Origin of the sequence: Domibacillus sp. DTU_2020_1001157_1_SI_ALB_TIR_016 (assembly GCF_032341995.1) — a bacterium.
Classification (GTDB): Bacteria; Bacillota; Bacilli; order Bacillales; family Domibacillaceae; genus Domibacillus; species Domibacillus indicus_A.
Genome location: NZ_CP135439.1, coordinates 273292 through 288413 on the forward strand (window position 1 = coordinate 273292; position 15122 = coordinate 288413).

A 15122-nucleotide genomic window follows, 5' to 3' on the forward strand; every position below is an offset into this window, starting at 1 on the left:
GTTTATTTCTATTCCCGAAAGGGTATTTTTACAAAGTCTTTTGAAATGATAGAAAACGTTAAAAATGGGCAGGCACAATGATCATGAAAAAGAGGGGAGTTCTTGCTGTGACCGATTACGTGAAAGTGACGATTAATGGGCAGAAAATGAGTATTCCAGGAGACGTATCTATTTTGCAGGCACTTCAAGAGCAGGCGGTAGAGGTACCGCATGTTTGTTATCATCCGCAGCTGGGTGCCATCGAAACGTGTGACACGTGTTTGATTGAAGTGAATGGGGAATTTGTCCGCTCTTGTTCTACTCCTATTGAAGATGGGGATGTCATTGACACCGCTTCAGGTGAAGTAAAGCGGGTTCAGAATATCGCGATGGACCGGATTTTGCATAATCATGACTTGTATTGCACGGTCTGTGATTACAATAATGGACGCTGTGAAGTGCACAATACCGTTAAACAAATGAAAATTGAGCATCAAAATGAACCTTATGAAGAAAAGCCATACGCAGTTGACAATACAAACCCTTTTTACCGTTATGATCCGGATCAGTGCATCCTGTGCGGCCGCTGTGTAGAAGCGTGTCAGGATTTGCAGGTAACTGAAACGCTGTCCATTGACTGGAGCCTGGAACGGCCGCGTGTTGTGTGGGATGATGGGCGTCCGATTAACGAATCTTCATGCGTATCGTGCGGACACTGTTCTACTGTCTGCCCATGTAACGCCATGATGGAAAAAGGAATGGTCGGGGAAGCCGGCTTTTTGACAGGCATTAAACAAGATACGCTCAAATCCATGATTGAACTGACGAAAAACGCAGAAACGGGCTTTAGTTCCATTATGCCAATTTCTGATGTGGAAGCAGCGATGCGCCAGACGCGCATTAAGAAAACAAAAACGGTCTGCACATATTGCGGTGTTGGCTGCAGCTTTGAAGTATGGACGAAAGACCGGCATATTTTAAAAGTGGAGCCGACAGTAGAAGCACCGGCAAATGGTGTATCTACCTGTGTAAAAGGAAAGTTCGGCTGGGATTTTGTCAACAGCGAGGATCGTCTGACAAAACCGTTGATTCGAGACGGCGAAACATTCCGCGAAGCGGAATGGGAAGAAGCTCTTTCATTGATCGAATCGAAATTTAAAAACATAAAAGAAACATATGGCCCTGAATCAATGGCCTTCATTTCTTCTTCAAAATGTACAAATGAAGAATCATACTTAATGCAAAAACTTGCCCGCGGCGTCATCGGTACAAACAACGTCGATAACTGCTCACGCTACTGCCAGACACCAGCAACAGTCGGGCTGTTCCGGACAGTCGGCTACGGTGGTGACTCTGGTTCTATCACGGATATTGAACAGGCCGGCCTTGTGATGATTGTCGGTGCGAACAGTGCTGAGTCTCACCCTGTACTCGCTACACGGGTTAAACGGTCCCATAAATTGTTTGGCCAAAAGCTGATTGTTGCAGACCTTCGGAAAAACGAAATGGCAGACCGGGCTGACTTGTTTATTCAGCCAAAAGCCGGTACAGATCTTGTCTGGCTCTCAGCAGTCACAAAATATATTGTGGACCAGGGCTGGGCTGATGAAGAATTCCTGCAAAAGCGGGTCAACGGCATTGAAGAATATATTGCCAGCATTCAGCCATATACACTCGAGTACGCCGAGCAAGTAACCGGTATTTCACAGCAGGAACTGATTACGATTGCCGAAACGATTCACAACACAAAATCAACGTGCATTCTTTGGGCAATGGGTGTTACACAGCACGTGGGCGGAAGTGACACAAGTACAGCCATTTCGAACCTGCTGCTCATTACCGGCAACTACGGAAAACCAGGTGCCGGAAGTTATCCGCTGCGCGGCCATAATAACGTGCAGGGTGCAAGTGATTTCGGAAGTATGCCGGACCGATTCCCGGGCTACCAAAGCGTGAAGGATGACGCTGTCCGCGCTAAATATGAAAAAAGCTGGGGTACAAAAATCCCGGCAGAGCCAGGCTTAAACAACCATGAAATGGTGTCCGGCATCCATGCAGGCAACGTGAAACTTATGTACTTAAAAGGCGAAGACATGGGCTTAGTAGATTCAAATTTAAACTACGTTCATTCTGCTTTTGAGAAACTGGATTTCTTCGTGGTACAGGATATTTTCTTATCTAAAACCGCTCAGTTTGCAGACGTCGTTCTGCCAGCTTCCCCATCGTTTGAAAAAGAGGGCACATTTACAAATACGGAACGCCGTATTCAGCGCTTGTATCAAGTATTCGAGCCGATGGGTGATTCAAAACCAGACTGGCAGATCATCATGGAAATAGCGAACCGTCTTGGCGCCGGCTGGGAATACACACACCCAGGCGACATTATGGCTGAGGCAGCAAGCCTGATGCCGATTTATTCAGGTGTCACATATGACCGCCTTGAAGGCTTTAACAGTCTGCAATGGCCGGTAGCGGAAGACGGAACCGATTCACCGCTGCTCTTTAAAACGCTGTTCCCGTTCCCGGACGGTAAAGCACGGCTTTATCCGGTCGAGTGGACCGAGCCGCTCCAATACGAGGAAGAATATGATCTTCATGTCAACAATGGCCGGCTTCTGGAGCACTTCCATGAAGGGAACATGACGTATAAATCTGCTGGTATTTCTTCGAAAACACCGAGCGTCTTCCTGGAGGTATCGCCGGAGCTTGCGGCCGAGCGGGGGCTTGAAGACGGAACCGTTGTCCGGCTGACATCACCGTATGGAAGCGTAAAAGTTCCATGTCTTGTTACAGACCGAGTGAAAGGCAAAGAAGTGTACCTGCCGATGAACAGCCAGGGAGAAGGCGCGATCAACTATTTGACGAGCAGTTATGCTGACAAAGATACGGATACGCCGGCTTACAAAGAAATCAGTGCGAAAATGGAAATCTTATCAGCCAAGGGAGACAACCCATTGCCAAGCATCAATCACCGCAACGGCAATCCGCAGCCGCAAATCGGTGTACAAGTCGAGAAAAAATGGGCGCGGCCGGATTATGTGTTCCCTGGTGACTTGGTAACGAAAGGAGTGTCGAAGCGTGGCTAGAGCAATCACGGCGATACGCCGCTTAGAAATCAGTGAAGAAGAACAGCGCCGCCGAGACCTTGAAGAATTGGGAACATTGCTCATCGAACACAAAGAAGTCATTAAAGATTTTCTGCATATGCTGAATAAAATTCAAGACCGCAGCGGCCTGGATGTGGTGACCGGCTTGTTTGATAGAGGCGATGAGGTACTGGATGTGCTGGTTAAAGCAACGGACAAGCCTGAAGTCGCGAAAATCATTAAAAACAGCCTGCTTCTGCTTGGCTCGCTTGGAAAAATCAACATTGAAGACATGAATCCATTTATTGATAAAATCAACGGCGGCTTACATCACGCTGTCCGCTCAGAGAATAAAGAAGCCGGCTACGGTTCCATGCTCCGGACCTTAGCCGCTCCGGAAACAAAAGAAGCGCTCGTATTTCTTCTTTCGTTCCTTAAAGGAATGGGAGCAGGCGCGCCAAAGCCGCAGCCTGTGCCAAAGAAGAAAAAAGGGAAAAAGAGCTGGCTTTTAGCCGCAGGCCTGTCACTTGCCAGCGTCGTTCTTTTATCAAAGCAGTCGGATAAAACAGATTCGGAATCTCCCGAGTACGACGTCGTTCATCATCAGTAAAAAGAAAAAGCAGTGCGTTTAAAAATACGGGTTGCACGCACTGCTTTTCTATTACAGACCAGGAGGGCTTCAGATGGCTTATTATCCCCCTAAGAAAATTGCCCAGGTGGCCATAGAAGCAGGTAAAACAAAAACAGAGCTCCCGCTTCCTCAAATGCTTGTATTAGGATTTTTAGGAGGCGCTTTTATTTCAATTGGATACTTGTTAGCGATCCGGGTATCAGCTGATGTTCCGCATGAATGGGGATCGTTTGCTTCTTTTTTAGGCGCAGCCGTTTTTCCGCTTGGCCTTATTTTAATTATCATTGGCGGAGGAGAACTGCTGACCGGCAATATGATGGCCGTTCCAATGGCATTTCTGGCTAAAAGAGTGACCCTTTCAAGATTGCTGCATAATTGGTTTTGGATTACGATCAGCAACTTTATCGGTGCCCTGTTTGTCGCATATTTTTTTGGCCACGTAGTTGGACTGACAGAAACCGGTCCATACTTGGAGAAAACCGTTTTAACCGCCCACGCAAAAGTAGATACAGCTTTTTGGCCGGCTTTCATTTCCGGCATCGGCTGCAACTGGCTTGTAGGGCTGGCTGTCTGGCTCGCGTACGGCGCAGACGATATTGGCGGGAAAATTCTGGCCATCTGGTTTCCGATTATGGGCTTTGTCGCGATCGGATTCCAGCATATTGTCGCCAACATGTTTGTGATTCCGGCAGCAATTTTTGCCGGAGAGTTAACCTGGATGGACTTTCTGCGAAACTTTGTACCGGTATACTTGGGAAATGCCGTCGGCGGTTTCGTTTTTGTTGCCATGGTGTATTGGATTGCTTATGTGTCGAGAAGCTCCGTGCCGGCCGATAAATAACATAAAAAACCACTCTCTTCATGAAGAGAGTGGTTTTTTATGTTAATCAAGCAGTCCAACCATTTTTAAACCGTTTAAAATCCCGTCTGCATCAACATTGGTCGTCACATGCTTGGCGGCATTGATCGCTTCTTCGTGTCCATCGCCCATCGCTACACTGTTTACCACCATCTTCAGCATTTCTACGTCATTTAAGCCGTCCCCAAATGCATAAATATCTTCTGGTAAGATGCCAAGTTTATCAATGACTTTTTGAATTCCTTTTGCTTTTGATCCGCCAGCCGGCACGATATCAACAGAGACAGGATGCCAGCGGACAAAATCAAACTCAGGAAACGCTTTTTCATATTCTTTGTCTTCCGGGTCCTGGCAGAACAACAGAGACTGATACAGGTCGCGCCCTTCATGGTAGGTCGGGTCATGCTCAGGGAAGTAATTGATTTTCAGTGAGTTAATACCCGTTGTAACATGCTCGTGTTCAGGAGTGTTGGCTTTCATATCTTCATGATCCATAAACACAACAGGATGCTTTCGTTCAACGGCTACATCTGTTAAGCGGAGCAAAGCTTCTTTATTTAGCGGATTTTTATAGAGCGGTTCTCCTTTGAAAACAACATACTGACCGTTGTAGCTGACGAATGTTTCAATACCCAGCTCCTTGCGCAGACCTTCGAACATGAATGGCGCACGCCCTGTGGCAATCGCTACTTCATGGCCGCGCTCTTGAAGCTCGCGGATAGCCTGCCGGGTAGAAGCCGGCAGCTTTTTGTCATGATCGTATAATGTGCCGTCTATATCAAAAAAAATAATTTTTTGGCTCATAAAAATCCCCTTCGCGTTTTATTTTCCCTTTATATACTAGCAAACGAAAGTCAATCGAACAATTGAAACGTTATGTAACCGCTTTTAATTTTCAGAAAAGTAATCGCTTTATTTTTGCTTAAACTCTTGACGAAAAGAAGAGAAGGTTATATGCTATTTACAAATGTAACACATGAGAACAAAAGTAAAGGGAGGAACAATCATGGTAACTAAATTAAACCTGCCCACTTCAATCACGGATGAAAAACTAAGAGACTTATACAAAGAAATGTGGCTGATCCGTTATTTTGACGAGAAAGTAGACCAGTTTTTTGCGAAGGGGCTTATTCATGGAACGACGCACCTTTGTGTCGGACAGGAAGCATCAGCAGCCGGCTCGATCGCTGTACTCGAGCCTCGGGACAAAATTGTCTCTACACACCGGGGTCACGGACACTGTATTTCCAAAGAAGGCGATGTTAATAAAATGATGGCTGAGCTGTTCGGTCGTGAAACCGGTTACTGTAAAGGAAAAGGCGGCTCGATGCACATTGCAGACGTAGAAAAAGGCAACTTGGGTGCAAACGGGATCGTAGGCGGCGGCATTCCGCTTGCAGTTGGAGCAGCTCTGACCTCCAAAATGAAAAATGAAGACTATGTAGTGCTTTGCTTCTTTGGAGACGGGGCGTCCAATGAAGGAAGTTTCCATGAATCGGTCAACCTTGCGGCTATTTGGGATTTGCCGGTTGTGTTTATTTGCGAAAATAACCAGTACGGCATGTCAGGCCCGGTCAAAGACATGACCCGCGTTGAACATATTGCAGACCGCGCGAAAGCATATGGAATTCCGGGAGAGATTGTAGACGGCTGTGACATGATCGACATTATGAACAGCGTAGACAACGCTGTGCACCGGGCGCGTGAAGGCGGCGGGCCGACGTTAATTGAAATGAAAACATACCGCTGGAAAGGCCACTCAAAAAGCGATGCGAAAAAATACCGTACGCGTGAGGAGGAAAACGAGTGGAGAGCGAAAGACGGCATTAAGCGGTTTAAGGAAGCACTGATTGCCTCAGGTGTTTTAACAGAAGAAGAAGCGAAAGCCTTGCAGGAAGAAGCCAATCAGGAAATTGAAGAAGCGGTGCGATTTGCGGAAGCGAGTCCAGAACCGTCTATTGATACTTTAGAAGAAGACGTATACGCGTAAAAACAGGAGGGATGGAGACCATGACAACAGCCACGCCAGCAACAGGAAGAGAAATTACGTATCTAGAAGCCGTTCGGGAAGCCATGAGCCAGGAAATGCGCCAAAACAGCGATGTATTTATTCTTGGGGAAGACATAGGAGTATACGGAGGTGCGTTCGGTGTAACGCGCGGCATGATTGAAGAGTTCGGTCCGGAGCGTGTGCGCAATACACCGATTTCAGAAGCAGCGATTTCTGGAGCAGCGGTCGGGGCGGCTTTGACAGGGATGCGCCCGATTTTAGAACTGCAATTCTCGGACTTTATTACAATTGCCATGGATCAGATGGTCAACCAGGCCGCCAAAACACGTTATATGTTTGGTGGTAAAGGAAAAGTGCCAATGGTGCTTCGCACACCGGCCGGATCTGGAACAGGCGCGGCTGCCCAGCATTCACAAAGCTTAGAAGCGTGGATGGCCCATATTCCAGGATTGAAAGTGGTTCAGCCTTCTACGGCTTACGACGCAAAAGGACTTTTAAAGGCAGCGATGGATGATGACAACCCGGTTGTTTTCTATGAACATAAGTTACTATATAGAACATCTGGTCATGTGCCAGAAGAACAATACTCTATTCCGCTCGGAAAAGCTGATGTAAAGCGGGAAGGAACAGACGTAACGATTGTCGCAACAGCCATTATGGTTCATAAAGCGCTTGAAGCAGCAGCGGAGCTCGAAAAAGAAGGCATTAGTGTAGAAGTAGTGGATCCGCGTACGATCGTGCCGCTCGATGAAGAAACCATTATTAAGTCTGTTAAGAAAACGGGACGTCTCATTGTGGTACATGAAGCGGTGAAGCGCGGCGGCATCGGCGGAGAAATCGCCAGCATGATTGCGGAAAGTGAAGCATTTGACTACTTAGACGCGCCGATCAAGCGCCTGGGCGGACTGGCAGTGCCGATTCCGTACAATCCGACACTTGAAAAAGCAGCGATTCCTCAGGTACCGGATATTATGGCAGCAGTAAAAGAAACGGTGAAAAACAAGTAAGAAGGAGGGAGAACGATGGCGAAAGAAATCTTTATGCCAAAGCTGAGCAGCACGATGGAAACAGGAACCCTCCTTCAATGGTTTAAGGAAGAGGGAGACAGCGTCGAGATTGGCGAGCCGCTTTTTGAAATTATGACCGACAAAATCAATATTGAAGTAGAGTCATATGATGAAGGCGTTTTATTAAAGAAATACTTTGGAGAAGACGACCAGGTGCCGGTGAATCATGTAATCGGCTACATTGGAACCGAAGGGGAAGACGTACCACAGGAAGCGCCAGGTGTATCGGGTGCTGAAGCAGAAAAAGCCGCTCCAACGGAAAACCCAGAGCCGCAGCTTGTTGCAGCGGGAAGTGCAGAAGCAGTGATCACAGACGAAAAGCCGCGGGCTACACCGGCCGCCCGGCATCTTGCCCGGACAGAAGGAATCGAGCTTCGTGACGTACAGGGCAGCGGCCCAAATGGACGCGTGCATAAAAAAGATGTAACGGCTCACGCAGAGGGCAGTCCGGTCGAGGCGAAAGCAACACCGCTTGCCCGCAAGGTTGCAGCAGGAGAAGGTGTCGATTTGTCCACTGTACAGGGAAGCGGCGCCAATGGCAAAGTCGTGAAACAAGATGTGATTTCCGCCAAGCGCACAACAGCGCCTGCTGCGGATACATCGACGCGCAAAAAAATGTCGGGTATGCGCAAAGTGATCGCTGAACGTATGGTACAAAGCAAGCAGACAGCACCTCACGTCACGATGACGAGCGAGATTGATATGACAAAAGTAAAAGAACTGCGTGCATCGCTTCTGCCAGTTGTGGAAAAGCAGACGGGCTTCCGCTTGTCATACACGGAAATTCTAATAAAAGCAACAGCCGCTGCTCTGGCAAGGCATCCGGAAATCAACGTATCGCTTGAAGGCGATGAAATCGTCCAGCACGGCCACGTTCACCTCGGCCTTGCCGTAGCGGTGGCGGACGGTTTAATGGTGCCGGTCATTAAAGATGTGCTCGCTAAGGGGCTGGCGGAGCTGACACAGGATGCGAAAGAAATCAGCCAGCGGGCGCGTGAAAACAAGCTGCTCCCTGATCAAATGAAAGGGTCTACGTTTACGATCAGCAATGTTGGGATGTATGCCGTTGATATGTTTACGCCGGTCATTAATCAGCCAGAAAGCGCGATCTTGGGCGTAGGACGGATGCAGGACAAGCCAGTCGCGGTAAACGGAGCGCTTGAAATCCGGCCAATGCTGACACTCAGCTTGTCATTTGACCACCGTGTGATTGACGGGGCACCGGCAGCCGCCTTTTTAACGGAGCTTAAAGACATTTTAGAAAATCCATATGAGCTGCTTGTATAAGGAGTGTAACTTATGACATCATACGATATCGTCGTTGTAGGAGGCGGGCCAGGCGGCTATGTCGCCGCGCTTCACGCGGCAGAGCTTGGCAAAAGGACAGCATTAGTAGAACCAGATTTTTTAGGCGGCACGTGTTTAAACCGCGGCTGCATTCCGTCTAAAACACTGCTCAAGCATGCAGAAATCATAGAATCCATCGAAAAAGCGAAGAGCTGGGGCATTGAAACCGGGGAAATGACGCTTTCGTTCGATAAAATGAAAAAGCGGAAAAATGACGTGATTGAACGGCTGCGCGGCGGCATTGCGTTTTTGCTGAAACAGGGCAAAATCGATGTCTATAACGGCTTCGGCTCTGTTAAAGAAGGCGGGCGTGTAGCGGTCAAAACGGAATCTGATGAAGAAACGATTCAGGCGGCGAAAGTGATCGTCGCTACCGGTTCAACACCGGCTGTACCGCCGATTCCTGGCCTTGACTCAGTTCGCTTTGATACGAGTGACACGATTTTTGATATTCCAGAGATTCCAAAGTCCGTCGTCATTATCGGCGGAGGGGTGATCGGTGTAGAGTTTGCCTGCATCTTCGCTTCTCTCAAGTCAAAAGTCACGGTCGTTGAAGCAGCGGATCGAATTGTACCGACAGAAGACATGGAAGCTGCCAAGCTGTTAGCAAAAGCGCTGAAGAAAAAAGGCGTCGCGATTCAAACAAAAGCGAAAGTGCAGTCGGTACGGGAAGAAAACGGGATCAAAATCGTCACCTGTGTGGATGCGAAAGAAAAAGAGTTTGAGGTGGAAGCCGATACACTGCTTGTCAGCACAGGAAGACGGCCGAATGTATCTGCAACCGGCGAGCTGAACTTAAACATGAATGGGCCGTTTATCGCTGTAAACGAGCGAATGGAAACGAGCAGTCCGAACGTTTACGCGGTCGGTGATGTAATTGGCGGCTGGCAGCTGGCCCACGCGGCAAGTGCAGAAGGAGTCGTGGCGGCAAACAATGCAGCCGGCGTCCCAGATATGATCGACTACAAAGTGATGCCGCGCTGTATTTATACATTGCCGGAAATTGCGGGGGTTGGCTTAACAGAAGACGAAGCAAAAGCGCAGGGGATAGACGTACGGGTTGAGAAATTTGATTTTGCCGGAAGCGGAAAAGCGCTGGCAGCCGGCGAGCCGGAAGGATTTACGAAGATCATGTACGAAGCGAAGTACGGTGAAATCATCGGTGTGGTGATGGCCGGCCCGCACGTAACGGAAATGATCTCTGAGGCTTCTGCATTTATGTATTTAGAAGGCACAGTGGATGAAGCAGCCAAAATGATTCATCCTCACCCAACGATCTCGGAAACATTTTTTGAAGCAGCGGTTCACGCGGTCAATAAGCTGAAGAAGCAAGCATAACCAAAAAAGGAGGCAGGAACATGGGAGGGGACGAACAAAAGCTGATGGTGAAAACTGCTTCGCTTTACTACCACGATGAATGGACACAGGCGCAAATTTCCAAGCAAATCGGCATGTCCCGTCCCATTGTCTCCCGGCTGCTTCAGCGGGCAAAGGATGCGGGAATTGTCGAAGTGTTTATTAAGGATGAAACGGTTCACACAGTTGCCTTGGAACAGCGGCTTGAAGCAGTATACGGCCTTGACGAAGCAGTTGTCGTGCCTCAAAGCCGGGCGCAGGGCCATTCTATGAAAAGTGCTGTTGCAGCAGCCGGTGCGTACTATGCCGCTAAAAAAACCAGGAATGTGAACCGCCTCGGTATTTCCTGGGGAACCACTGTGGCGGAGCTCGTGAAGCATTTTCCGTTTGATAAGCGTCCGGATTTGCACATTGTCCCGCTTGAAGGCGGGATGGGAAGGGCATCGATCGATATTCACGCGAATCACCTGGCTTATGAGCTGGCGAAAAAAAGCGGCGCCTCCTGTTCGTATTTATATGCACCGGCGATTGTGGATTCAGAAGAAATGAAAAATCACTTTATGAAGATGGCTGACATTAAAAGTGTACTTCATGAAGGAGCCAGTGTGGAAATGGCGATTATCGGCGTAGGCAATCCGCACGAAGATTCGACGCTTGAGAAAGTAGGCTACCTTCGTAAAGAAGAAGCGGAATCTCTTAAAGAAGCAGGAGCAGCGGGTGATGTTGGATTTCGTTTTTTTAATGACCACGGCTCCGCCATTGATCACCCTTTTAACAACAGAGTGGTCGGCATTCCGCTTGAGCAGCTTAAACAAATTCCATCCGTCATGGCGGTGGCAGATGGAACGAATAAACAAAGAAGCATGAAGGGTCTTCTCGCAAGCGGAATCGTCAATGTATTAGTCATTGATGAAGGCTTGGCCATGGCGCTTCTGAACAATTGATTGAGGCGCTTACAAAAGAACACATCTGAAACAAGGTGTGTCTTTTTCTTCCTTTTCTTAAAGAAAACGCTCTCATTTTTGCGTGTAATTGTTATAATAAAATAGAAAGAGACGTATTACGTCCTGCACATTATTTATGACATAAACAAAAAGAGGGATTTCAATGTTAAGCTGGGAAGAGCGCCGTCAACTTGTGAAGGTGGCGAATTTATATTATACGGAAGGCTGGACACAGCAGCAGATTGCCAAAAAAGTCGGGGTGTCCCGTCCAGTGATTTCTAAAATGCTGCAGCGGGCAAAGGACGCCGGCATAGTAGAAGTGTACATAAAAGACGAAAGTGTGCATACGGTAGAGCTGGAGAAAGGATTGGAAGAAAAGTTCGGTCTTCAAGATACCGTAGTAGTTCCATCGGTCGGTTTTACACCAGATATGGTGCGCCGTGCGGTCGGGCAGGCTGCTGCTCATTATGTGTCACGTCATTTAAAAACAGATGTGGAGCGGCTCGGCATTTCCTGGGGGACGACACTGTCTGAATTTGTAAAGGAATATCCATTTGAGCGGCGGGAGAATATGAATATTGTGCCGCTTGTCGGCGGCATGGGAACAAAAAGTGTAGAGATTCATGCCAACCAGCTGGCGTACGAGCTGGCGAAAAAAATGAACGGCACCTGCTCATACTTGTACGCACCTGCCATTGTAGAATCAGTCGAATTAACTGAGCGGCTCGTACAAATGCAGGATATTGCCCAGGTGCTCGAAGAAGGAAAAAATGTAGAAGTAGCGATTGTTGGAATCGGGAACCCGCACAAGGGATCTACGATGAAAGACATCGGCTATATCCATGAAACAGATATCCAAAGCTTGAAAAAAGCAGGAGCCATCGGAGACATCGGTTCCCGCTTTTTCGATCAGGATGGTGTCCCGATTGAACATGAATTAAACAAGCGGATTATCGGTCTCCGGCTGAGAGACTTAAAGAACATTCCGTACGTGATCGGCATTGTCGAGGGAACCTACAAAGCGGAAAGCATCGAAGCAGCCCTGAAAGGCGGCTACGTACAAACGCTCATTACCGATGAACAAACCGCATTAGCTCTTTTAAACTAAATCATTGCCGTTTAAGCTGCCGGAGGTTTCTGGCAGTTTTTTCATTTGTTTTGTTTCAGCACAATTGTGTACAAAGCGAAGGATAAAAACTGTGATGAAAACGCATACATTTTTAGAAAAAATCGTGATAGCATGTAATTAAGCAAGGAGGTCATATTGATGTATCTGGACGAAAGAAGCAGCTTATTGTTAAAAGACCTCGTTTTCAATCCTCATGTTAAAAACAAGGATTTAGAGGAAAAGTACGGGCTGAGCCGGCGCCAGGTCGGTTACAGTATTAACAAAATTAACAGCTGGCTGACCTCAAATAATTTGCCTGTTATTGAAAGGACAAAAAACGGATTTTTTATCATTCAAACAGAAGTCCGCTCTTACTTTAAAATGGATCATCAAGCAGAGGCCGCCGGGCAGCCGTACATTTTTTCTGAGAATGAACGGTCAGAGCTCATCTTACTTATGATTTTAAGCAAAAGGGAGGAATTGTCGCTTATCCATTTTACCAGTGCTCTATGTGTAAGCAAGAATACCATTTTAAATGATTTGAAAATGGCTCAAACGCTGCTGCAGCCGCACGGTCTTGAAGTAGGTTACTCCCGGCAGAGCGGGTACGAAATGATCGGAAGTGAGATTCAAAAAAGAAAATTTCTGATTCATCTTGTGCAAAGAATACTTGAAAAAGAGCATGGGGAATGGGCTCTTGAAAGTGTCAAAGAAATTCATAAACAAAGAAAAGCGGATATTCAGCAATGGCTTGAGCAAGTAGAACAGCAGTTGAATTTAACGTTTACCGACGAAAAAATGAAGCAGCTTCCTTACATCCTTGCGATTACACTGGAGAGAATTGAGCAATTTGAACGAATTGATGCGGCATTTTGTATTCATTACGAGGAACTGTCAGATACGAAAGAATATCAGGCGGTCGAGCTGCTTTTGCAAGGTGATAAAACCATTCCAAGGGAAGAGCGGCTGTTTATCGCCTTAAACCTCCTGGCATCCAATGTTTCTTCCTATGAGGTCCTGACAGATACAGATCTTCCTGAACTCGTAAAAGCAGTAGAAACCACCTTGCACTTGTTTGAAAAAAATGCCTGCATTGAGCTAAAGGAAAAAGAAAACTTAACCCGGCTTATTTTTATTCATATGAAGCCGGCTTATTACCGGATCAAGTATCATCTGACCACTTCTAACCAGTACGCCGAAAAAATTGATGCAGAATTTGGAGAACTTCATTTTTTAATTAAGCAGTCTATCGCGCCGTTAGAAGAACTGATTGGAGAGCCCATTCCAGAAAGTGAGATCGTCTACTTAACGATGTTTATAGGGGGATGGCTCGAACGGCAGGGGGACCGGATCGACAGCAAAATACGGGCGGTCGTGGTTTGTCCAAACGGATTGTCAGTTTCAAAGCTGATGAGACAAACACTTCAAACCATTTTTCCGGAGTTTTTATTTTGGGATTCTCTATCGATCAGAGAATTTCAGCAGTATACGCGCGAGTACGAATTGGTTTTTGCCCCGCATGTACTGCTGACGGATAAACCCCTGTTTATTGTAAAGCAGCTGCCGACGGAAGAAGAGAAAATGCAGCTTAGGAAACGGGTGATGCAGGAGTTATATGGATATGTGCCATCCGCCCTGAATGTGGAAGAAATTTTTTCAATTATTCACAAGTATGGCCAGATCAAAGACGAAAAAAAGCTAAAAAAAGAATTACAGACACTGCTCGAGGCGAAGCAGGCAGGGGCAGGAATTCAAACGCTGAAAAAACAGGAGCGGCTGGACTTGACCCATTTTATCAACGAAAGCACGCTGACCATTGTCCCGTCTGTGTCCGATTGGAAAGAAGCCATCCGTCTGGCCGCAGCTCCGCTCGTTCAAGCCGGGAAAATCGAGCCGGAATACACAGAAGCGATGATCAAAGAACACAACTACGAAAATCCTTATATGGTTTTGGGAAAACATGTCGCTATCCCTCATGCGAGCCCGGAAAAAGGCGTGCACGAAACAGCGATGGGCCTGCTGTGCATCGAGGATGGTGTGCCATTTTCAGACCATTTTCATATTCATTTAGTGGTCGTGATCGCGGCAAAAGACAAAGAAAAGCATATTCGAGCATTGTTTCAGCTTTCACAGCTGGCGCTTGAGCACGAAGAAGTTCAGCGAATAGCAAAAGCAAAAAGCAAAGCGGACGCTGCCGGGAGAATTAAAATGTGTATAGAAAAGGGTGAGCAAAATGGACAGTCACATTACCTTAACGAAACAGCTGATTGAACTTCAAGCAAATCACCGCTCAAGCTCAGCTGTTATTGAGCACTTGTTTGAAAAACTGCATACACACCAGTATGTAAAGGAATCTTTTTTAGAAGCCGTGTTGAAGAGGGAGGAAATCTACCCGACCGGATTGCCGCTTTCAAAAATGGGTGTGGCCATTCCGCACACGGACTCAGAGCATGTGTTAAAGCCGGCTATCGCGGTCAGTGTCCTGCAAAACCCGGTTGTATTCAATATGATGGGCAGCCCGGACACACAAATTAGTGTCGATATTGTACTGATGCTGGCAATCTCTGATCCGAAAAAGCAGCTGGCCATGCTGCAGCGGCTGATGAATGTTTTTCAGGATGAACAAGCGATGGAAGCCATTAAAAATGCCGAGGCAGAAGAAAAAATTGTCGAGCTGCTGAATAATAAATTGCAGCTTATCGAAATAAAGTAAGGTGAAAGCGCTTTAATCTCA

The 15122-nt window shown here is 47.2% G+C and carries 12 protein-coding genes; 11 read left to right on the forward strand and 1 reads right to left on the reverse strand.

Annotated features, from left to right (window positions below):
- The first annotated feature begins 83 nt into the window (after positions 1 to 83).
- The 3 genes from fdhF to RRU94_RS09365 all read left to right on the forward strand — a co-directional run bounded on the left by fdhF (position 84) and on the right by RRU94_RS09365 (position 4537).
- Positions 84 to 3065 (forward strand): formate dehydrogenase subunit alpha, encoded by a 2982-nt coding sequence (fdhF, locus tag RRU94_RS09355; RefSeq protein WP_315693912.1) that lies wholly within the window; start codon positions 84 to 86, stop codon positions 3063 to 3065.
- Positions 3058 to 3675: a helical membrane plugin domain-containing protein gene (locus tag RRU94_RS09360; RefSeq protein ID WP_315693914.1), complete on the forward strand. Its 618-nt coding sequence runs from the start codon at positions 3058 to 3060 to the stop codon at positions 3673 to 3675. Before fdhF ends, RRU94_RS09360 begins: the two co-directional genes overlap by 8 nt.
- A gap of 73 nt (positions 3676 to 3748) precedes the next feature.
- Complete coding sequence (locus tag RRU94_RS09365) at positions 3749 to 4537, forward strand: formate/nitrite transporter family protein (RefSeq protein ID WP_315693916.1); 789 nt, start codon at positions 3749 to 3751, stop codon at positions 4535 to 4537.
- Positions 4538 to 4579: 42 nt separating this feature from the next.
- Here the strand turns inward: RRU94_RS09365 and RRU94_RS09370 are convergent, their stop codons facing one another.
- Positions 4580 to 5359 carry a Cof-type HAD-IIB family hydrolase gene (locus tag RRU94_RS09370; protein ID WP_315693919.1) on the reverse strand — a complete coding sequence of 260 codons (780 nt, stop codon included), beginning with the start codon at positions 5357 to 5359 and terminating at the stop codon, positions 4580 to 4582.
- 202 nt (positions 5360 to 5561) lie between these two features.
- On the opposite strand from RRU94_RS09370, the gene pdhA reads away from it, so the two are divergent.
- The 8 genes from pdhA (at position 5562) to RRU94_RS09410 (ending at position 15101) form a co-directional block, all read left to right on the forward strand.
- Complete coding sequence (gene pdhA / locus RRU94_RS09375; RefSeq protein ID WP_315693921.1) at positions 5562 to 6545, forward strand: pyruvate dehydrogenase (acetyl-transferring) E1 component subunit alpha; 984 nt, start codon at positions 5562 to 5564, stop codon at positions 6543 to 6545.
- Positions 6546 to 6565: 20 nt separating this feature from the next.
- Entirely contained in the window at positions 6566 to 7573 is a 1008-nt protein-coding gene (locus RRU94_RS09380) for an alpha-ketoacid dehydrogenase subunit beta (RefSeq protein ID WP_315693923.1), read from the forward strand.
- Between the two features lie 15 nt (positions 7574 to 7588).
- Complete coding sequence (locus tag RRU94_RS09385; RefSeq protein ID WP_315693925.1) at positions 7589 to 8920, forward strand: dihydrolipoamide acetyltransferase family protein; 1332 nt, start codon at positions 7589 to 7591, stop codon at positions 8918 to 8920.
- Between the two features lie 12 nt (positions 8921 to 8932).
- Positions 8933 to 10318 carry a dihydrolipoyl dehydrogenase gene (gene lpdA / locus RRU94_RS09390; protein ID WP_315693927.1) on the forward strand — a complete coding sequence of 462 codons (1386 nt, stop codon included), beginning with the start codon at positions 8933 to 8935 and terminating at the stop codon, positions 10316 to 10318.
- A gap of 20 nt (positions 10319 to 10338) precedes the next feature.
- A complete protein-coding gene (locus tag RRU94_RS09395) occupies positions 10339 to 11280 on the forward strand; it encodes a sugar-binding transcriptional regulator (protein WP_315693928.1) in 942 nt (313 codons plus the stop codon).
- Between the two features lie 163 nt (positions 11281 to 11443).
- Positions 11444 to 12388, forward strand: coding sequence for a sugar-binding transcriptional regulator (locus RRU94_RS09400; protein WP_315693930.1), 945 nt, complete (start codon positions 11444 to 11446; stop codon positions 12386 to 12388).
- A gap of 159 nt (positions 12389 to 12547) precedes the next feature.
- Positions 12548 to 14659: a BglG family transcription antiterminator gene (locus RRU94_RS09405; RefSeq protein ID WP_315693931.1), complete on the forward strand. Its 2112-nt coding sequence runs from the start codon at positions 12548 to 12550 to the stop codon at positions 14657 to 14659.
- A complete protein-coding gene (locus tag RRU94_RS09410; protein ID WP_315693932.1) occupies positions 14622 to 15101 on the forward strand; it encodes a PTS sugar transporter subunit IIA in 480 nt (159 codons plus the stop codon). The genes RRU94_RS09405 and RRU94_RS09410 overlap by 38 nt, the downstream gene beginning before the upstream one ends.
- Positions 15102 to 15122 lie beyond the last annotated feature (21 nt).

What these genes read in the sequence shown, in the direction of transcription:
- fdhF (WP_315693912.1), top strand. Translation starts at nt 84, where the DNA reads ATGAAAAAGAGGGGAGTTCTTGCTGTGACCGATTACGTGAAAGTGACG.
- RRU94_RS09365 (WP_315693916.1), top strand. Translation starts at nt 3,749, where the DNA reads ATGGCTTATTATCCCCCTAAGAAAATTGCCCAGGTGGCCATAGAAGCA.
- RRU94_RS09370 (WP_315693919.1), bottom strand. Translation starts at nt 5,359, where the DNA reads ATGAGCCAAAAAATTATTTTTTTTGATATAGACGGCACATTATACGAT.
- pdhA (WP_315693921.1), top strand. Translation starts at nt 5,562, where the DNA reads ATGGTAACTAAATTAAACCTGCCCACTTCAATCACGGATGAAAAACTA.
- RRU94_RS09380 (WP_315693923.1), top strand. Translation starts at nt 6,566, where the DNA reads ATGACAACAGCCACGCCAGCAACAGGAAGAGAAATTACGTATCTAGAA.
- RRU94_RS09385 (WP_315693925.1), top strand. Translation starts at nt 7,589, where the DNA reads ATGGCGAAAGAAATCTTTATGCCAAAGCTGAGCAGCACGATGGAAACA.
- lpdA (WP_315693927.1), top strand. Translation starts at nt 8,933, where the DNA reads ATGACATCATACGATATCGTCGTTGTAGGAGGCGGGCCAGGCGGCTAT.
- RRU94_RS09395 (WP_315693928.1), top strand. Translation starts at nt 10,339, where the DNA reads ATGGGAGGGGACGAACAAAAGCTGATGGTGAAAACTGCTTCGCTTTAC.
- RRU94_RS09400 (WP_315693930.1), top strand. Translation starts at nt 11,444, where the DNA reads ATGTTAAGCTGGGAAGAGCGCCGTCAACTTGTGAAGGTGGCGAATTTA.
- RRU94_RS09405 (WP_315693931.1), top strand. Translation starts at nt 12,548, where the DNA reads ATGTATCTGGACGAAAGAAGCAGCTTATTGTTAAAAGACCTCGTTTTC.
- RRU94_RS09410 (WP_315693932.1), top strand. Translation starts at nt 14,622, where the DNA reads ATGGACAGTCACATTACCTTAACGAAACAGCTGATTGAACTTCAAGCA.